Consider the following 21,399-nt stretch of genomic DNA (forward strand, 5'->3'; position numbering starts at 1 on the left):
CCGTTCAGCCCTGGGACTCCAGCTCCTCGTCCAGCAGGGCGAACAACTCGTCGGCGGAGGCCTCCTGCAGATCGTCGCCGGAGGAGTACGCGGCGAGCAGGTCCTTCAACCGGGACACGACCTTCGCGCGGCCTTCCTCGTCCAGCACGGCCTCCCGCAGCGCCGCCTCGAGTCCGGAAAGCTGCGAGTCCACCGGAGAGGAATCCAAGCCCTCGCCCAGGAACTCGGCGAGCGCGGCGGCCGACGGGTGGTCGAAGATGAGCGTGGCCGGCAGCCGTTTGCCCGTCACCGCGTCGAGCCGGTTGCGCAGTTCGATCGCGGTGAGGGAGTCGAAGCCCAGCTCGATGAAGCCCTTGCGCGGGTCGACCGCGTCACGCTTCTCGTGCCCCAGCACCACCGCCGCGGTGCCGCAGACGAGGTCGAGCAGCGCCCGGTCCCGTTCCGCGGCGGGCAGCGCGGCGATCCGCGCCCACGAGTCGTCGACGACCTCGGCGCGGCGCCGGGCCACCCCGCCGCGGACTAGGCCACGCAGCATGGCCGGCACGTTGTGCTCACCAGCGCCGTGGCTGTCGGCCCGCAGCCCGGACATGTCGAGCCGCACCGGCACGAGCGAAGGCTGGGAAGTGCCGAACGTCGCGTCGAACAGTTCCAGTCCGTCGGCGAACGACAGACCGAACACCCCCGAGCGCGCCATCCGGATCAGGTCGGTTTCGGCCAGCTCGCCGGACATGCCGCCCTCGGACCACAGTCCCCACGCCAGCGACACGGCGGGCTTGCCGAGCGCGGCGCGGTGGTGGGCCAGCGCGTCGAGGAACACGTTCGCGGCCGAGTAGTTGGCCTGCCCCGCCGCGCCGAGCGTGCCGCCGGCCGACGAGTACAGCACGAAGGCCGCCAGGTCCAGCCCGGTCGTCAGCTCGTGCAAGTTCCACGCCGCGTCCACCTTGGGCCGCAGCACGGTGTCCATCCGCTCGGGTGTCAGCGCGACCAGCACGCCGTCGTCGACCACGCCGGCCGTGTGGATCACCGCGGTCAGCGGGTGCTCGGGCGGGACCCCGGCGAGCAACGACGCCGCGGCTTCACGGTCGGCCAGGTCACAGGCCTCGATCGTGACCGAGGCGCCCAGCTCCGTCAGGGAAGCGGTGAGCTCCGCCGCCCCCGGGGCCGCCGCGCCACGGCGGCTGGTGATCAGCAGGTGACGCACCCCGTGCGAGGTCACCAGGTGCCGCGCGATCAGCTGCCCGAGCACCCCCGTGCCGCCGGTGACCAGCACCGTGCCCGCCGGGTCCAGCGGGGCCGAAACACCCGGCGCGGGCACGAACTTCGCCAGCCGGTGCACCAGGACCGCACCGTCGCGGACGGCGACCCCCGGCTCGTCGCCGTACATCGCGCCGAACACCGCGCCCAGCAGCAGCTCGCCGCCGTCGGTGTCCACGACCATGAACCGGTCCGGGTACTCCAGCTGCGCGGTCCGGATCACGCCCCACAGCGCGGCGTGGGTCAGGTCGTCGGCGCCCTCGTCGGGCCGGGTGGCGATCGCGCCGGCCGCGACCACGACCAGCCGGGAGGCCGCCAGCACCTCCTCGGCCACCCAGGCCTGCGCCAGCGCCAGCAGCCGGTGCACGGCGTCACGGGCGGCCTGCGGCGAAGCGGACTCCGGTGCAGCGAACGGCGCGAACACCACGTCCGGCACCGCCTCCCCGCCGCCGACCGCGGCCACCAGGCCGGCCAAATCCACATAGGACTCACCCGGCAGGCCGAACGCCGCGTCGCCCAGTACGGCGCACCGCCCGATCGCGGCGGCCTCACCCGGCCACGGCACCCAGTCGACGCGGAAGAGCGAGTCGTCGACGGCCGAGCGCTCGGCCGGGGCGAACGCGTCCGCCGCGATCGGCCGCAGCGCCAGCGAGTCCACGGTCAGCACCGGCGCGCCGGCCGGGTCCGTGGCCGTCAGCGACACGGTGTTCTCGACGTCCGAGGAGAGCAGCACCCGCAGGCTCGAAGCGCCACCGGCGTGCAGCGAGATCCCGGACCAGGCGAACGGCAGCACGGCCTCGTCCGCGGTCGCCCCGGCGAGGCCGATCGTGTGCAGCGCCGCGTCCAGCAACGCCGGGTGCAGGCCGAACGCGCTGGCGTCCACGTGCTCCGGCAACGTCACCTCGGCGGCCAGCGTGCCGCCCGCGCGCCAGGCCCGGCGCAACCCCGCGAACACCGGCCCGTAGTCGAAGCCCTGGGCGGCCAGCTCGTCGTAGCGACCGGTCACGTCGAGTTCGACCGCGCCGGACGGCGGCCACTCGGACGGCACCGGCAGAGCGCCCGTCGAGGGAGACAGCCAGCCATCCGCGTGCTGCGTCCACTGATCCGCCGGAGCGTCGTCAGCCTGTGAGTAGATGCCCAGGGAGCGGCGGCCCGACTCGTCCGCAGCGCCGGCCACCACCTGCAGCCGCACTGCGCCCCGCGGGGGCAGGATCAGCGGCGCGGACAGGGTCAGCTCGTCGAGGTGACCGCAGCCGGCCTCGTCGCCGGCGCGGACGGCCAGCTCCACGAACGCGGTGCCGGGGAACAGCGCCGCGCCCTGCACCACGTGGTCGGCCAGCCACGTCTGCGTTTGCAGCGAGAGCTTGCCGGTGAGCACGACGCCGCCGGAATCGGCCGCCACCACGACGGCGCCCAGCAGCGGGTGCTCCGCGGCCAGCTGGCCCACCTCCGCGACGCCACGCACTCGCGCGCCCGTCGGGTTCTCCAGCCAATAACGCTTGCGCTGGAAGGCATAGGTCGGCAGCTCGACCAGCCGCCCGCGGCCGTAGAAGGCCTCGTAGTCCACAGTGGACCCGACGGTGAACAGGCTCGCCACCGCGGCCGCCGCCGACTCGCCCTCCTGGCGGTCCTTGCGCAGCACCGGCACGAACGTCGCGCGCTCGCCGTCGACGAGGCAACCCTCGCCCATCGCGGTCAGCACCGCGCTCGGCCCGACCTCGACAAACGTGGTGACACCGGCGTCGAGCAGCTGCCGGACGCCGTCGGCGAACCGGACCGCCTCGCGTACCTGCCGCACCCAGTACCCAGGAGTGGCCAGCTGCTCGGAAGTGTCACCGCCGGAGACCGTGGAGACGATCGGGATGGACGGCGCCGCATAGGCCAGTTTTTCCGCGACCGCGGCGAACTCCGCCAGCATCGGCTCCATCAACGGCGAGTGGAACGCGTGCGAGACCCGCAGCCGCGAGGTCCGGCTGAAGTGGCCGGCGACCGCGAGCACCGCGTCCTCCTCGCCGGACAGCACCACCGCGGACGGGCCGTTGACCGCCGCGATCCCCACGCCGTCCGTGAGCAGCGGAGTGACCTCGGCCTCCGTCGCCGCGACCGCGACCATCGCCCCGCCCGCGGGCAACGCCTGCATCAGCCGCGCCCGCGCCGCCACCAGCGTGCAGGCGTCCTCCAGCGACAGCACCCCCGCGACGTGCGCCGCCGCCAGCTCGCCGATCGAGTGGCCCAGCAGGTAATCCGGCCGGACGCCCCACGACTCCAGCAGCCGGAACACCGCGACCTCCACCGCGAACAGCGCGGGCTGCGTGTACCCGGTCCGGTCCAGCTTCCCGGCGTCGCCGAGCAGCGAACGCAGGGGCAGATCCAGGTGCTTGTCCAGCTCGGCGGCGACCACGTCGAGTGCCGCGCCGAACGCCGGGTACGCGGCCGCCAGCTCGGCGCCCATTCCGGCTCGCTGCGCGCCCTGCCCGGTGAACAGGAACGCCGTGCGCCCCTCACCGGCAACGCCCTCGACCACCGCGGCCGGGTTACGCCCCGCCGCGTACTCGGCGAGCGCTCGCTGCGCGGACTCGCGGTCCGCGGCCACGACGCCCGCGCGGTACTCGGCCCGCGTCCGGCTTGTCGCCAGGGAGAAGCCGATCTCGTCCGGGGAAGCATCGGTGGCGAACGCGGCCAGCTGTCCTGCCTGCGCGCGCAACGCCTCCGGCCCGTTGGCGGACAGGAGCCAGGTCACCGGGGCCGGATCAGTGGCCGATTCCGGGAGCGCCGGAGCGGGATCACCCTGCTCGACGATCACGTGCGCGTTGGTCCCGCTGATGCCGAACGACGACACCCCGGCCCGCCGGGCCCGCCCGGTCTCCGGCCACGGCCGCCGCTCGCCGAGCAGCGAGACCGTGTCCGTCCACTCGACGTGCGGCGATGGCTCTTCCGCGTGCAGCGTGGGAGGGAGGACACCGCGACGCAGCGCCTCCACCATCTTGATCACGCCGCCGACCCCGGCGGCCGCCTGGGTGTGGCCGACGTTCGACTTGAACGAGCCGACGTACAGCGGCCGCTCCGGGGTGGCCACCTTGCCGTAGGTGGAGATCAGCGCCTGCGCCTCGATCGGGTCGCCCAGCTTCGTGCCGGTGCCGTGCGCCTCGACGGCGTCCACATCGGACAGTTCCAGTCCGGCGTCGGCCAGCGCCGCGCGGATCACGCGCTGCTGGGCCGGGCCGTTGGGGACCGTGATGCCGCTCGACGCGCCGTCGGAGTTGACGGCGCTGCCGCGCAGCACCGCGAGCACGTGGTGACCGTTGCGGCGCGCGTCGGAAAGCCGTTCCAGGAGCAGCATCCCCGCGCCCTCGGAGCAGCCGACGCCGTCGGCGCCGATGCCAAACGCCTTACAGCGCCCGTCCGAGGAAAGCCCGTGCTGCTCGCTGAAGTAGACGAACATGTCCGGCGTCACCATCACGGTCACACCACCGGCCAGCGCCAGCGAGCACTCGCCGCGGCGCAGGGCCTGCGCCGCCCAGTGCATGGCCACCAGCGAAGACGAGCACGCCGTGTCCACCGACACCGAAGGGCCTTCCAGCCCGAGGGTGTAGGAGACGCGCCCGGAGATCAGGCTGCCGTCGCTGCTGCCCGCGCCGTAGTCGTGGTACATCACGCCGGCGAACACGCCGGTCTTCGAGCCGCGCAAAGTCGACGGCACGATCCCGGCCCGTTCCACAGCCTCCCACGCCGTCTCCAGCAGCACCCGCTGCTGGGGGTCGAGCGTGAGCGCCTCACGGGGCGAGATCCCGAAGAACTCCGGCTCGAAGTCGGCGGCCCCGTAGAGGAAACCGCCCTCCTTCGAGTAGGTCGTGCCGGGAGCGCCGGCGGGGTCGAACAGCGCGGCCGTGTCCCAGCCGCGGTCCTCGGGGAACCCGCCGATCGCGTCCGTGCCGCCGGCGACGAGGTCCCACAGCTGCGCGGGCGTGCTCACCCCGCCGGGGAACCGGCAGCCCATGCCGATGATCGCGATCGGCTCGGTCATCGCCGCGGTGAGCTTCTTGTTGTCCGCCTTCAGCTGTTCGTTGTCCATCATGGACTGGCGCAGGGCGGCGACGATCTGCTCGGTCGACGGCTGCGTGCTGGGCGACTGCGTCACAGGGACTCACCTCGTTCGTCGGTCGGGCTCCCGCCCATCGCGGACCGGACCAGGTCGGCCAGGTCCATCGCGGCGATGGCCGCGCCCTCGTCGGTTCCATTCGCAGAGGCCGCTTCGTCGGCAGCCGCTTCCCCGACGGCACTGCCGATCTCCGGCAGCAGCTCGGCGAGCAGGTGCTTGGCCAGCGGCACGGGGCTCGGGTAGTCGAAGATCAGCGTGGCCGGCAGGCGCAGCCCGCTGGCGGCGCCGAGCCGGTTGCGCAGTTCCAGCGCCGCCAGCGAGTCGATGCCCAGGTCAGTGAAGCCCTTTTCGGCGCCGACCGCCGAAGCGTCGTCGTAACCGAGAACGGCCGCCGCGTGCTCGCGCACCAGCTCCAGCGCCGCGTTCTCCCGCTCGTCCGGGGACAACGTGACCAGCCGGTCCGCGAACCCGGCCACCGGTGCCGCCGTCTGCGGCCCGGCCGCCGCGGCGACCCGGCGTGGGGCCGCCGTGACCAGGCCACGCAGCAGCGGGGCCACCGCGTCGACGTCCCGCAGTTCGGCGAGCTTCACCGGCACCAGCACCGGCTCGCCGGCCGCGAGCGCGGCGTCGAACAGCGCGAGGCCGTCGGCCGCGGACAGCTCCGCGACGCCGGACCGGGTGATGTGCGCCAGGTCCACCTCACCGTCGGTGCCCTGCCACGGGCCCCAGGCCAGCGAGGTCGCCGGCAGTCCGCGAGCCGTTCGGTACTCGGCCAGCGCGTCGAGGAAGACGTTGCCCGCCGCGTAGTTCGCCTGCCCGGCGGCGAGCAGCAGGCCGCCCGCCGAGGAGTACAGGACGAACCCGGCCAGGTCGAGGTCCGCGGTCAGCTCGTGCAGGTGCCAGGCCGCGTCCACCTTGGGGCGTAAGACATTGTCGACCTGCTCCGGGGTCAGCGCACTGAGCACGGCGCTGTCCATCTGACCCGCGGCGTGCACCACCGCGGTGAGTTCCGAGCCGATCGAACCGATCAGCTCGGCCAGCGCCGCGCGGTCGGTGACGTCGCAGGCCGCGACCGTCACCTGGGCACCCCGCTCGGTCAGCTCCTCGGCGAGTTCCTTCGCCCCCGGCGTGTCCAGGCCCTTGCGGCTGGTCAGCAGGAGGTTGCGGGCGCCGTGGTCCACCAGGTGCCGGGCCAGCAGCCCGCCGAGCAGGCCGGCGCCGCCGGTGATCAGCACCGTGCCGTCCGGATCCCACGCCGCGGGTTCGCCGAGCGTGGTCACCTTGGCCAGCCGCGGCACGCGGACCGCACCGTCGCGGACGATCGCCTCCGGCTCGGCCGAGGCCACCACCGCGGGCAGCACCCGCACCGACTCGGCCGCCGCGTCCACGTCGACCAGCTGGATCCGACCCGGGTTCTCGGCCTGGGCAGCCCGCACCAGGCCCCAAACCGGAGCCTGAGCCAGATCGGGACCGTCCTCGGCGGACACTGCGGCTCGGGTCAGCACGACCAGCTTGCCGTCCGCGAACCGGTCGTCGGCCAGCCAGGATTGCAGCTGTGCCAACGTCTGGTGGACGGCGCCGCGGACCTGCTCGGGCACCTCACCCGAGCCCGGCGTGACCGGCAGGACCAGCACGTCGACCGGCTCGGCGGCATCCAGCACCGGAATGCCGAGGCCGAGGTCGTCGGACCCGAGCACGGCCCAGCCGTCGAGCGAGCCGGCCGGACGGACGCCCGCCGGCTGCCAGTCGATCCGGTAGAGCGAGTCGGGCGCCTTCGCCCCCAGCTGGCCCTCCGACACCGGCCGCGTCACCAGCGATTCGATCCACGCCACCGGGTTGCCGGCCGCGTCGGCCAGCGCCAGCGAGGAGCCGGTGACGTCCTTGCGCACCAGCACCCGCAGCGCCGTCGCACCGGAGGCCTGCAAGGAAACCCGGTTCCACGCGAACGGGATGGTGGTCTCGGTCAGCGCCTTCGGGCCACCCGGGATCAGGTAGTCCGTCGCACCCAGCGCCGAGTCGAGCAGCCCCGGGTGCAGGCCGAACTCGCTCGCGGCCGTGCCCTCCGGAAGCGCGACCTCGGCGAAGACCTCGGTCCCCCGAGCGCCTTCGCGCAGCCAGACGGCCTTCAGGTTGCGGAACGTCGGGCCGTAGCCGAAGCCCAGCCCGGCCAGGTCGTCGTACAGCCCGGTCAGGTCCACAGCCTCGACGCCGGACGGCGGCCACTCCGTCAGGTCGAACTCGTCGGGCCGCGCCCCGGTCGCCAGCGTGCCCGCCGCGTGCAACGTCCAGACCGCGCCGGGTTCCTCGGTGCGCGAGTGCACCGACAGCTCCCGGGTGCCGCCGGCGCCGGGTGCGCCGACCACCACGCGGATGTCGGCCCCGCCCTTTTCCGGCAGCAGCAACGGCGCCTGCTGCGTCAGCTCGTCCAGCACGTCGCAGCCGACCTGGTCGCCGGCGTGCAGGGCCAGCTCGACGAACGCCGCACCGGGCAGCATGGTCCGGCCCATGATCACGTGGTCGGCCAGCCAGCCCTGGGTGTCCACCGCGAGCCGTCCGGTCAGCACCGCGCCGCCGTCGGGCAGTTCCACCAGCGCGCCCAGCAGCGGGTGCGCGGCGGACTTCGCGCCGAGAGAGGTCACGTCACCGGTCGGCTTGGTGGCCTCGAGCCAATAGGACTTGTTCTGGAAGGCGTAGGTCGGCAGGTCCACAGTGGACGCACCACGGCCGGTGTAGACGGCCCGCCAGTCGATCTTCGCGCCCCGTGAGTACAGCGTGGCGAGCGCGGTGAACAGGGTCGGCACCTCGGCTCGGCCCCGGCGCAGCGCCGGAACGCCGACCACGCGGTCCGGCCGGGCCGCCCCCGCCGTGTCGCACTCGCGGGCCATGCCCGTGAGCACCGCGTCCGGGCCCAGCTCGACGAACCGGGTGACGCCGGCCGCCAGGAGGGTGGAGACGCCGTCGGCGAACCGGACGGCCTCCCGCACGTGGCCCACCCAGTATTCGGGCGAGCACAGCTGCTCCGCCGTGGCGATCCGGCCGGTCACGTTCGACACGACCGGGACCGCCGGAGCGGCGTAGGCCAGCCGGGCCGCGACCTCGCGGAACTCGTCCAGCATCGGCTCCATCAGCGTCGAGTGGAAGGCGTGGGAGACGACCAGCTGCTTCGTCCGCCGTCCGGCTTCGGAGAAGACCGCCATGGCCGCCTGGACCGCCGCCTCGGGACCGGAGATGACCACCGAACGCGGGCCGTTGACCGCGGCGACGTCCACAGTGTCGCCCTCGGACTGAAGCGCAGCGCGCACCTCTTCTTCGGTAGCGGCGATCGCCGCCATCGCGCCCCCGGCCGGGAGCGCCTGCATGAGACGGCCACGGGCGGCGACCAGCGAGCAGGCGTCGGCCAGCGAGAACACCCCGGCGACGTGCGCCGCGGCCAGCTCGCCGATCGAGTGCCCAGCCACGTAGTCCGGCGTCACTCCCCAAGACTCGACCAATCGGTACAGCGCCACCTCGATCGCGAACAGCGCGCACTGCGTGTACGCGGTCTGGTTCAGCAGCTGCCCGTCCGCCGAGTCCTTCTCGGCCCAGATCACCTGCTTCAGCGAGACCTCGAGCTCCGCGTCGAAGAGACCACAAGCCTCGTCGAACGCGCCGGCGAACGCCGGGAAGACCTCGTACAGCCCCCGGCCCATGCCCGGCTGCTGCGCGCCCTGGCCAGTGAACAGGAACGCGGTCAGGTCGGTCGCGCTGACGGTTCCGGTCACGGTGTTCGCCGGGGTCTGTCCCAGAGCCAGGCCCTCAAGCGCCTTCAGCGCGGCTTCCCGGTCGGCCGCCAGCACGACCGAGCGGTGGTCGAGCGCCGCACGGCCGGTGGCGAGCGAGTAGCCAACGTTGGTCAGGTCCAGCTCCGGGTCGGCCCGCAGGTGCGCGGCCAGCCGGCCCGCCTGGTCGGCGAGCGCCTGATCCGCCGAGCCGGCGATCGGCAGCGGGACCACCGGCAGCTGCGGCGCCGTGCGGCGCGGTTCCTCCACAGTGGACGGCGGTGCCTCCTCGACGATGAGGTGCGCGTTGGTGCCGCTGATGCCGAAGGACGAGACGCCCGCCCGGCGCGGACGGCCGTTCGGCAGCCACGGCCGGGCCTCGGTCAGCAGCTCGATGTCCCCGGTCGTCCAGTCGACGACGGGCGAGGGCGCATCGACGTGCATCGTCTTCGGCAACAAGTTGTGCCGCAACGCCTGCACCACCTTCATCACCGCGGCCACCCCGCCGGCGGCCTGCGCGTGGCCGATGTTGGACTTGACCGAGCCCAGGTACAGCGGGTGTCCCTCGGGCCGGTCCTGGCCGTAGGTGGCCAGCAGCGCCTGCGCTTCGATCGGGTCGCCCAGCTTGGTGCCCGTGCCATGCGCCTCGACGGCGTCCACTTCGGACGGACGGAGGCCGCTCCCGGCGAGCGCCGCGTGGATCACGCGCTCCTGCGAAGGACCGTTCGGCGCGGTCAGGCCGTTGGACGCGCCGTCCTGGTTGACCGCGCCGGAGCGGATCACCGCGAGCACCTCGTGCCCGTTGCGCTGCGCGTCCGAGAGCCGCTCCAGCAGGAGCAGGCCCGCGCCCTCCGCCCAGCCCACCCCGTCGGAGGCGGCCGAGAAGGACTTCGACCGGCCGTCGGGCGAGAGCACGCCCTGACGGCTGGAGTCCACGAACAGGTCCGACTGCGAGAGCACCGTGACCCCGCCGGCCAGCGCCAGCCCGCACTCCCCCGCCCGCAGCGCCTGCACCGCGAGGTGCAGCGTGACCAGCGAGGACGAGCACGCGGTGTCGACCGTCATGCACGGGCCTTCCAGCCCGAGCAGGTAGGAGATGCGGCCGGAGACGACCGCGCCCGAGCTGCCGTTGGGGATGAAGGCGGCGACGTCGGCGGGCGCGCCGGGGACGCGGCTGCCGTAGTCGTCGTACATGGCGCCCGCGAAGACGCCGGTCAGGCTGCCGCGCAGCGCGGTCGGGTCGATGCCCGCCCGCTCGATGGCCTCCCACGCCGTGGTCAGCAGGAGCCGCTGCTGCGGGTCCATGGCCAGCGCCTCACGCGGGCCGATGCCGAAGAACGCCGGGTCGAACTCGGCCGCGTCGTGCAGGAAGCCGCCGCGGTTGGCGTAGGTCTTCCCGCGCTTGCCGCGCTCGGGGTCGTAGATGCCCTCGATGTCCCAGCCGCGGTTGACCGGGAAGCCGGTGGTCGCGTCGACCTCGTCCACGAGCAGCTGCCACAGGTCCTCCGGCGACCGGACGCCGCCGGGGTACCGGCAGGCCATGCCGACGATCGCGATCGGCTCCTGCATGGACGCGTTCGTGCGGGTGGTCGTGGCAGGAACCTTGGCCACAGCGCCGAGCAGCTTGCCCTTGACGAAGTCGGCCACCGCCTTGGCCGTCGGGTGGTCGAAGATAAGCGTCGCGGGCAGCGAGAGGCCGGTGGCGGCGCCGAGCAGGTTGCGCAGCTCCACCGCGGCCAGCGAGTCGAAGCCCAGCTCCTTGAACGCGCGGGTTCCGTCCACTTCGGACTTGTCCGCGTAGCCGAGCACGATCGCCACCTGCGTGCGGACGATGTCCAGCAGCACGCGGTCGCGCTCGCTCTCGACCAGCGCGGCCAGTTCGGCGGCCAACGCGTTGTCGCTGGCCTTCGCCGCCTTCGCGACCCGGCGGGCCTTCGGCGGGACGAAACCACGCAGCAGGGCCGGCAGTTCGTCGGTGCGGGCCCGCAGCGCCGGGACGTCCACACGCAGCGGGGCGATCACGGCTTCGTCGGCGGACACGGCCGCGTCGAACAGCGCGAGGCCCTGTTCCGCGGTGACCGCGGGCAGTCCCAGGCGCGCCATCCGCGCCAGGTCCGCCTCGGCCAGGTCGCCACCGAGCCCGGTGTTCTCCGCCCACAAACCCCAGGCCAGCGCCGTCGCCGGCAGGCCGTGGGCCCGGCGGTGCTCGGCGAGGCCGTCGAGGAACGCGTTCGCGGCCGCGTAGTTCGCCTGGCCCGCGGGCAGCACCTGGCCGCCGGCGGAGGAGAACAGGACAAACGCCGAGAGCCCCGCGGTCAGCTCGTGCAGGTGCCAGGCCGCGTCTACTTTGGGCCGCAGCACGGCGTCGGCCTGCGCGGCGGTCAGCGACTCGAACACTCCGCTGTCCGCCGTGCCGGCCGCGTGGACCACGGCGGCGAGCGGCGCATCGGCGGGCACACCCGCGATCAGCGCCTCCGCCGCGGCCCGGTCGGCGACGTCACAGGCCGCGACAGTCACCTTCGCACCGAGATCGGTCAGATCTTCCACCAGCTGGGCCGCGCCGGGCGCCTCGAGCCCACGACGGCTCGTGAGCAGCAGGTTCGTGACGCCGTGCTCGGCCACCAGGTACCGGGCCAGCAGGCTGCCCAGCCCGCCGGTGCCACCGGTGATGAGGACCGTGCCCTCCGCCCGCCACGGCGAGCCGCCTTCGGACTCGGTCCGGGCATACCGCGGCACCAGCACCGAGCCCGCGCGAACGGCGGACTCCGGCTCACCGGAAGCGATCACCGCCGCGATGGTCTCCACGGAAGTGTCCGCATCGGCGTCAACCAGGAAGACCCGGCCCGGGTGCTCGGCCTGCGCCCCACGGGCCAGGCCCCACAGCAGACCCTGGGTGACGTCCACAGTGGACTCCCCCGCAGGCACCGCGTCACGGGTCACCACGGCCAGCTTGGTGCCCGCGAACCGGCCCTCGGCCAGCCAGGCCTGGATCTCGGCGAGCAGCCACGCGGTGTTCGCGCGGGCCGCCTCGGGGACACCGGCGGCCAGTGCGGGCACGGTCAGCGTCACCACATCCGGCACCGGCTCACCACGGTCGACCGCCCCGATGAGGTCCGCGAAACCGGCGTACGTAGCCGACACCCCGACCCGGCCGCGGCCGACCGCGACGACGTCGCCGGCCTCGACCGACGGCACGGAAACCGGCTGCCAGGCGATCTTCAGCAGCGAGCCATCGGCCTTGTCTGTTGTGGACAGTTCCTTGTGGACCGGCCGCGAGACCAGCGAGCCGACGGTCGCGACCGGGCGGCCCTCGCTGTCGGCGACCTCGATGGCCGACACCTCGTCACCGTCCAGCCGGACGATCCGCACCCGCAGCACCGACGCGCCGACGGCGTGCAGCGTGACCTCGTTCCACACGAACGGCAGCAGCGTCTGCCCGTCCGGGTCCCCGAGCAGGTCGGCGTGCATGGCGATGTCGAGCAGGGCCGGGTGCAGGCCGTACGCGCCCGCCGTGGACGCCGCCGGCTCCGGCAGCGCGACCTCGGCGAACACCTCGTTGCCCCGGCGCCAGGCGGCCTTGAGGCCCTGGAACGACGGGCCGTAGCCGTAACCGCGGTCGTTCAGCCGCTCGTAGGCGCCTTCGACCGGGATGACGTTCGCGCCGGCCGGCGGCCACTCGGTGAGCCCTGCGGGCTCCGGCCGCGGCGCCGCGGAAAGCGTGCCGAGGGCGTGCTGGGTCCACTCGCCGTCGGCCGCGCCCGCGGGGCGGGAGAAAACGGTGATCGGACGGCGGTCCTCGGCGGCGGGGCCGACCACCACCTGCAGCGCGACGGCCTCGCCCGGCGGCAGCACCAGCGGCGCCTGGAGCGTCAGCTCTTCGACCGTCGGGTGCCCGACCTGGTCGCCGGCCGCGATGGCCAGCTCGACGAACCCGGTGCCGGGCACCAGGATCGCGCCCTTCACCACGTGGTCGGCCAGCCACGGCACGGACTCGGCCGAGAGCCGGCCGGTGAGCACCGTGGTGTCCGAACCGGACAGCGGCACGACCGCGCCCAGCATCGGGTGCGCCAGCGGCTGCTGGCCCACGGACGTCACGTCGCCGGACGGCGTGGCGTCCAGCCAGTAACGCTTGCGCTGGAAGGCGTAGGTCGGCAGGTCGAGCCGGACCGGGCCGTCACCGAGCAGCTTGCCCAGCGCCGCGGCGCCGCGGACGTGCAGGCGGCCGACGGCGGCGAGCACCGTCCGGACCTCGTCGGTGTCCCGGCGGCCCAGCGCCACGAACGCCACCGCGTCGGGGTCCGGCACGCTCTGCGGGCCGAGCACGGACAGCACGCTGTCCGGCCCCAGCTCCAGGAACGTCCGCACCCCGGCGGCCTCGATGGCCGCCACCGCGTCGCCGAAGCGCACGGCTTCGCGGACGTGGGTGACCCAGTACTCAGGTGAGCGCAGCTCGTCTTCCGCCGCAAGGCGGCCGGTGACCGTCGAGACGATCGGAATCCGGGGCGCGGCAAAGGAAAGGCCTTCGGCGACGGTGCGGAACTCCGCCAGCATCGGGGCCATCAGGGGCGAGTGGAACGCGTGGCTGACACGCAGCCGGCGGGTCTGGATGCCGGCCGCCGAAGCTTCGCGCTCGATGCCGGACACCACCTCGTCGACGCCCGAGACGACCACGGACGCGGGACCGTTGACCGCGGCGACACTCGCCTCGTCCTCGTGCCCGGCCAGCAGTGCCCGCGCCGTCTCCTCGGACGTGGCGAGCGAGACCATCGCGCCCGGCGGCTCGCTCAGCGAGCCCATCAGCCGGCCGCGAGCGGCGACCAGCGTGGCGGCGTCGGCGAGCGAAAGCACCCCGGCGACGTGCGCCGCGGCCAGCTCGCCGATCGAGTGCCCGGCCAAATACTGCGGAGTCACCCCCCACGACTCGGCCAGCCGGAACAACGCGACCTCAACGGCGAACAGGCCGGTCTGCGTGTACTGCGTCTGGTCCAGCAGCCCGCGGTTGGCCAGCGCCGTGGTGCCGAAGACGACGTCGCGCAGCGGCACGTCCAGCAGCGGGTCGATGGCGGCGCAGACGGCGTCGAACGCCTCCGCGAACACCGGGTACGCCGCGTACAGCTCCTGACCCATGCCGACGCGTTGCGCGCCCTGCCCGGAGAACAGGAAGGCGAGCTTCCCGTCGGTGGTGCTGCCGATGTCGGAAGAGCTTCCGGTGGCAAGCTCGTCCAGACCGTCGGCCAGCTCGGCGGCGGTCCCGGCCACGATCACCGCGCGATGTTCCAGCGAGGCACGGGTCGAGGCCAGCGAACGCGCCAGCTGGGCCACATCGAGGTCTTCGTGCTCGGCCAGGAAAGCCCGCAACTTGGCGGCCTGGCCACGCACCGCGGCGGGCGTACGACCGGACAGCGCGACCGGGACCACGGCGCCGGTCGGCGAAGCGGGCGGCTCGACCACGGCTTCGGCCGGGGCCTGCTCCAGGATCACGTGCGCGTTGGTGCCGCTGATGCCGAACGAGGAGACGGCGGCGCGGCGCGGGTGCCCGTCGGCCGACCATTCCTGCGGCTCGGTGAGCAGCCGGACGGCGCCGGACTCCCAATCGACCACAGTGGACGGACGGTCCACGTGCAGGGTGCGCGGCAGCTGCTCGTGCCGCATCGCCATGACCATCTTGATGATCCCGGCGACGCCGGCGGCGGCCTGGGTGTGCCCGATGTTGGACTTGATCGAGCCCAGCCACAGCGGTTGCTCGCCGTCCCGGTCCTGGCCGTAGGTGGCCAGCAGGGCCTGCGCCTCGATCGGGTCGCCCAGCGTGGTGGCGGTGCCGTGGCCCTCGACTGCGTCCACTTCGGACGCTTCGAGGCCGGCGTCGGCCAGTGCCTTGGCGATCACACGCTGCTGGGAGGGACCGTTCGGGGCGGTCAGGCCGTTGGACGCGCCGTCGTGGTTCACCGCGGACCCACGCAGCAACGCGAGCACCGAGTGGCCGTTGCGCTGGGCGTCGGACAGCCGCTCGACGAGCAGCATGCCCGCGCCCTCGCCCCAGCCGGTGCCGTCGGCCCCGTCGGCGAACGAGCGGCAGCGGCCGTCGGCGGAGAGGCCGCGCTGACGGCTGAAGTCGACGAAAGTGTCCGGAGTGGACATCACCGTGACGCCACCGGCCAGCGCGAGCGTGCACTCGCCGCGGCGCAGCGCCTGGACCGCCCAGTGCAGGGCGACCAGCGACGAGGAGCACGCGGTGTCGACGGTGACGGTCGGGCCCTCCAGCCCCAGCGCGTAGGACACACGGCCGGAGACGACGCTGGCGAGGCTGCCGTTGCCGAGGTAGCCGGCGATGTCGTCGGAAACCGTGCCGAGCCGGGTCCCCCAGTCGTGGTACATCACGCCGGCGAACACCCCGGTCGCGCTGCCACGCAACGAAACCGGATCGATGCCGGCCCGCTCGAACGCCTCCCACGAAACCTCGAGCAGCAGCCGCTGCTGCGGGTCCATGGCCTGCGCCTCACGCGGGCTGATCTCGAAGAAGTCGGCGTCGAACTCGGCGGCGTCGTGCAGGAAAGCGCCGTGCTTGACGTAACTGTGGCCGGGCTTGCCGGGCTCGGGGTCGTACAGCGCGTCGACGTTCCAGCCGCGGTCGGCCGGGAACCGGGTGAGCGCTTCCTCGCCGTCGGCCACCAGCCGCCACAGGTCCTCCGGAGTCGTGACCCCGCCGGGGTAGCGGCAGGCGATGCCGACGATGGCGATCGGCTCTTCCGGGTCCGCGATGGTGACCGGCGCGATCGGCTTCGCCGGGGCCAGCCCGACCAGCCGGGTGACGATGTAGGAGGCCAGCGCGCGCGGCGTCGGGTAGTCGAAGACCAGCGTGGCGGGCAGCCGCAGGCCGGTGACGGAGTCGAGCACGTTACGCAACTCGACCGCGGCGAGGGAGTCGAACCCGATCTCGCCGAACGGGCGGGCCGGGCTGATCGCTTCGGCGCTGTCGTGCCCGAGCACCGCGGCGACGTGGGTGCGCACCAGGTCCAGGATCGCGCGGTCGCGGTCGGCCTCGGTGAGGTGCGCGAACCGCTCGGCGAACTGCTGCTCCGGCGTCAGCTCCCCGGCCGGGACGGCGGCGGCGATCCGGCGGCGGCCGGCCGGAGCCAGGCCACGCAGCAGCGCCGGGACGTCCTCGCCCCGGGCCCGCAGCGCGGCGCGGTCGACACGGGTCGGCACCAAGGCCGGCGCACCGGTGGCCAGCGCCGCGTCGAGCGCGGCCAGGCTCTCCGAGACCGACAACGGGGCCAGGCCCAGCCGCGCGATCCGGTTCCGGTCCACTTCGGACAGTGTGGCGCCCATGCCGAGCGCGGTGCCGTCGTCCGGTGCCCAGAGGCCCCAAGCGAGCGACGTGGCGGGCAGGCCGATTTCGCGGCGGTGCGTGGCCAGCGCGTCGAGGAAGGTGTTGCCCGCCGCGTAGTTCGCCTGGCCCGCGCCGTCGACCAGACCGGCCGAGGAGGAGAACAGGACAAACGCGGTCAGGTCCAGCTCCGCGGTCAGCTCGTGCAGTGCCCAGGCCGCGTCGAGCTTCGGCGCGACGACGGCGTCCAGCTGCGCTTCGGTGAGCGTGCCGATCATGGCGTTGTCGAGGATCCCGGCGGTGTGCACGACGGCCGACAACGGCTGATCGGCCGGGACCTTCTTCAGCGCCGCGGTCAGCGAGCGCTTCTTCGTGACGTCACCGGCGACGACCGCCACCGTGGCGCCCAGCCCGGTCAGCTCGCCGACCAGCTCGGCCGCGCCCGGCGCGTCGGCGCCGCGGCGGCTCAGCAGCAGCAGCGAACGGACGCCGTGGGTGGTCACCAGATGCCGTGCGACCTGCGCGCCGAGGCCACCGGTGCCGCCGGTGATCAGCACGGTGCCGTCGGCGCTCCAGGTCGTCCCGTCCGGGTCTCCGACCAGCCGGACCAGCCGGGCGGACTGCACGGAGTCCCCGTCCACCCGCAGCTCCGGTTCACCCGAGGCGAGCGCGGCGGCCAGCGTGGCGGGCGAAAGCGCGCCCTCGACGAGCACCACGCGGCCCGGGTGCTCGGCCTGCGCCGAACGCACGAGCCCGCGAACGGCGGCGTCCGCCAGCGTCCCGCGGGTGACGACGACCAGCCGCGACCCGGCGTAACGCTCACCGTCGAGCCACTGCTTCAGCACGACCAGCACCCGGTGCGCGGTCTGCTTCGCCGCGGCCGGGATGTTCTTGCCGCGCAACGAAACCGGCAACAGCACGGCGTCCGGCACGTCGACCAGTGAGACGAGCGAGTCGACCACCGGCACGTCCAGACCGGCGACGGAGCCCAGCGCGGCCAGCGAAGGCAGCTCGCCGGAAGCCGCGACGGGCGTCCACTCGACGGTGTAGAGCAGGTCCTGGGCCCGCGTGCCGAGGTCGGCGCCGCGGATGGCACGGGAGCGGAACGACTCGACCGACAGCACCGGCGAGCCGGCCGCGTCGGTCACTTCGAGCGTGACGCCGCCGGTCGCGGGCGAGGTGATGCGCACCCGCACCTCCGTGGCGCCGGAGGCGTGCAGCCGCACCCCGGTCCACGCGAACGGCAGGCGGATCTCGTCGGCCTCGCGCGCCTCACCCGGGGCGAAGTCGGTGGCGTGCAGGACGGCGTCGAGCAGCGCGGGGTGGACGCCGAACTTCGCGTCCCGGCCCGCCGCGGGCAGGGCGACCTCGGCGTACACCACGTCGTCGCGCTTCCACGCGGTGCGCAGGCCTTGGAACAGCGGGCCGTAGCCGTAACCCTGCTCGGCCAGCTCGCCGTACAGCTCGGCGGTGGCAACGACCTCGGCACCACGCGGCGGCCACTCGGTCAACGGCTCCGGCGTGACGGCGTCCGCCTCGGCGAGCACGCCGACGGCATGTCGGGTCCACACGGCGTCCGCGTCCTGTTCGGGGCGCGAGTAGAACTCGATGCCGCGACGGCCGCCGGCGTCCGGGCCGACCACGGCCTGCAGTGCGACCGCGCCACCCTCGGGCAGGGTCAGCGGCGACTGGAGGGTCAGCTCGTCGACGACGTCGCAGCCGGCCTGCTCGGCGGCGTGCAGTGCCATCTCCACGAACGCGGTACCGGGCAGCACCACGGTGCCGGCGATGGTGTGGTCGGCCAGCCACGGGTGCGAACGCAGGCCGACGCGGCCGGTGAGCACCAGCCCGTCGTGGTCGGCGAGGCCGATCTCGGCGGCCAGCAGCGGGTGTGCGGAGGCGAGCTGGCCGAGGTCGGCCGCGTCGCCGTGCCCGGACGGCGAGACGAGCCAGAAGTGCTTGCGCTGGAACGCATACGTCGGCAGGTCGACCCGTCGGGCCGGGCCGAAGACCGCGGTCCAGTCGACCGCCACACCGCGCGTGTGCAGGCGTCCGAGCGCGGCGGCGAGCGTCGCCACCTCCGCGTGGTCACGGCGCTGCGCGGGAACGAAACCGATCTGCTCGGCGTACGGGCCGGTGGCGGCCATCGCGGACAGCACGGCGTCCGGGCCGGCCTCGATCGCCGTGGTCACGCCGGCCTCGGCCAGCGTCGCGAGCCCGTCGGCGAACCGGACCGGACGGCGGACGTGCCACAGCCAGTACCCCGGCGAGCACAGCTCCTCGGCCGTGGCGACCCGGCCGGTCACGTTCGAGACCACCGGGACCGACGGCGGCGCGTAGTCGACGACCTGCAGGATCTCCCGGAACTCGGCCAGCATCGGCTCCATCAGCGGCGAGTGGAACGCGTGCGAGACGCGCAGCTCGCTCGTCTTGCGGCCCTGCAGCCGGAACACCGACACGACGCCGGCCACCGCGTCGCGCTCGCCGGAGACGACCACGGACGACGGCCCGTTCACCGCGGCGATGCTCACGCGGTCGTTCAGCAGCGGCTGGACCTCGTCCTCGGTCGCGGCGATCGCGACCATCGACCCACCCTCGGGCAACGCCTGCATCAGGCGCCCGCGCGCGGCCACCACCAGGCAGGCGTCCGAAAGCGACCAGACCCCGGCGATGTGCGCGGCGGCCAGCTCGCCGATCGAGTGGCCCAGCAGCAGGTCCGGCTTGACGCCCCACGACTCGAGCAGCCGCGCCGTCGCGACCTCGACCGCGAACAGCGTGCACTGCGTGTACTGGGTGCCGTTCAGCTCTTCGGCGTCGTCGCCGAACAGCACGTCGCGCAGCGGGCGGTCCATCTGCACGTCGAGGTTGTCGATCACCTCGTCGAAGACCTCGGCGAAGACCGGGTGGGCCAGGTACAGCTCGCGGCCCATGGAGAGCCGCTGTGAACCCTGGCCGGTGAACAGCATCGCGAGCTTGCCGGGGGTGCGGGAACCGGTGACCACGGCGGAATCCGGCTCACCGGCGGCGAGCGCGAGCAGGCCGCGCACGGCGTCTTCGGTGTGCTCGGCGACGACCACGGCACGGTGGTCGTGCGCGGCGCGCGTGGTGGCGAGCGAGAAGCCGACGTCGGCCAGGTTCGCACCCGGCTCGAGGACCTCCGCCAGCTTTCCGGCCTGCGCGCGAAGGGCCTCTTCGCTGCGGGCCGAAACAACCAGTGGCACGACGGGCAGCTGTTCACCCGCCGGATCCTCGACGGCGTCCGGAGCCTGTTCGATGATGACGTGCGCGTTGGTCCCGCTCACGCCGAACGACGAGACCCCGGCCCGGCGCGGACGCTCGGCTTCCGGCCACTCGCGGGCCTCGGTCAGCAGCTCGACCGAACCGGCGTTCCAGTCCACATTGGACGAAGGCGCGTCCACGTGCAGGGTCTTCGGCAGCACGCCGTGGCGCATCGCCTCGACCATCTTGATCACGCCGGCGACCCCGGCCGCGGCCTGGGTGTGGCCGATGTTCGACTTGACCGAGCCCAGCAGCAGCGGGGTCTCGCGGTTCTGCCCGTAGGTGGCGAGCAGCGCCTGCGCCTCGATCGGGTCACCGAGCCGCGTGCCGGTGCCGTGCGCCTCGACGGCGTCCACTTCGGACGGTTCCAGCCGCGCGTCGGCGAGGGCGCGGTTGATCACGCGCTGCTGCGACGGGCCGTTCGGGGCGGTGAGGCCGTTCGAGGCGCCGTCGGAGTTGATGGCCGAGCCGCGCACGATCGCGAGCACGGTGTGCCCGTTCGCGACCGCGTCGGAAAGCCGCTCCAGCACCAGAACGCCGACACCCTCGGCGAAACCGGTGCCGTCGGCGGCCTCGGCGAAGGCCTTGCAACGGCCGTCCTCGGCCAGGCCGCGCTGACGGCTGAAGGCGGTGAACGTCCCGGGTCCGCCCATCACGGCGACGCCGCCGGCGAGCGCCAGCTGCGTCTCACCGCGACGCAGGGCCTGGACCGCGAGGTGCAGCGCGACCAGCGAGCCCGAGCAGGCCGTGTCGACGGTCAGCGTCGGGCCTTCGAGCCCGAGCGCGTACGCGACGCGGCCGGAGACGACACTGGGCGCGTTGCCGGTGAGCAGGTAACCGTCGAGGCCGTCCGGGGCCTCGTGCAGGCGCGGGCCGTACTCCTGGGCCTCCGCGCCGATGAACACGCCGGCGGGCGTGCCGCGCAGCGTGCCCGGGTCGATCTTGGCCCGCTCCAACGCTTCCCAGGCCGTTTCCAGCACCAGCCGCTGCTGCGGGTCCATTGCGGACGCCTCGCGCGGGGCGATGCCGAAGAAGCCCGCGTCGAACTCGCCGGCGTCGGGCAGGAAGCCGCCGGAGGTCACGTAACTGCTGCCCGGGCGGTCCGGATCGGGGTCGTACAGGCTGTCCAGGTCCCAGCCGCGGTCGGTCGGGAAGCCGGAGATGGTGTGCGCCTCGTCGGCGACGAGCTGCCACAGCTGTTCGGGCGAAGCCGCGCCGCCGGGGTACCGGCAGCCGATGCCGACGATGGCCACCGGCTCGTCCACCGCGGCCGACAGCGCTGTCGGTCCACTGTCGACGATCTCCGCGCCGAACACCAAAGCGTGCAGATGGCGCGCGACGGCGGACGGCGTCGGCTGGTCGAACGCCAGCGTGACCGGCAGCTCCAGCCCGGTCGCCGCGGTCAGCTGCGTGTGCAGCTCGACCGCCGCCAGCGAGTCGAACCCGTGGTCCGAGAACGCCTTGTCCGGGTCCAGCACCGCCGGCACGTCCGGCCGCACCGCCCGCAGCGCGGCCCGGGTGGCGTCGTGCACGACATCGGCCAGGAAGGCCGCGCGGTCGCCCGGCGGCACTTTCGCCAGTCGCTCCGCGAAGCCGGATTCCCGATTCTTCTCACTCTCAGGCATTACGCACTCCACCGCGGTAGCAAGGCAGCATTCAGGGTCGTTGACGGGATCGTAAGA

Annotated in this window: 2 protein-coding genes; both read right to left on the minus strand. The window is 73.6% G+C overall.

Annotation, left to right across the window (positions count from 1 at the left end):
- Positions 1 to 4: 4 nt before the first annotated feature.
- Positions 5 to 5,392 carry a type I polyketide synthase gene (locus BMY97_RS00615; RefSeq protein WP_281246872.1) on the minus strand — a complete coding sequence of 1,796 codons (5,388 nt, stop codon included), beginning with the start codon at positions 5,390 to 5,392 and terminating at the stop codon, positions 5 to 7.
- Positions 5,389 to 21,342, minus strand: a complete 15,954-nt coding sequence (locus tag BMY97_RS00620) for a type I polyketide synthase (RefSeq protein WP_218156647.1) — start codon at positions 21,340 to 21,342, stop codon at positions 5,389 to 5,391. The genes BMY97_RS00615 and BMY97_RS00620 overlap by 4 nt, the downstream gene beginning before the upstream one ends.
- Between the last annotated feature and the right edge of the window lie 57 nt (positions 21,343 to 21,399).

The sequence above is a fragment of the Amycolatopsis saalfeldensis genome (genome assembly GCF_900110575.1).
GTDB lineage: Bacteria > Actinomycetota > Actinomycetes > Mycobacteriales > Pseudonocardiaceae > Amycolatopsis > Amycolatopsis saalfeldensis.

Coding starts and splice junctions, on each gene's coding strand:
- BMY97_RS00620 (WP_218156647.1), bottom strand. CDS start 21,342: ATGCCTGAGAGTGAGAAGAATCGGGAATCCGGCTTCGCGGAGCGACTG.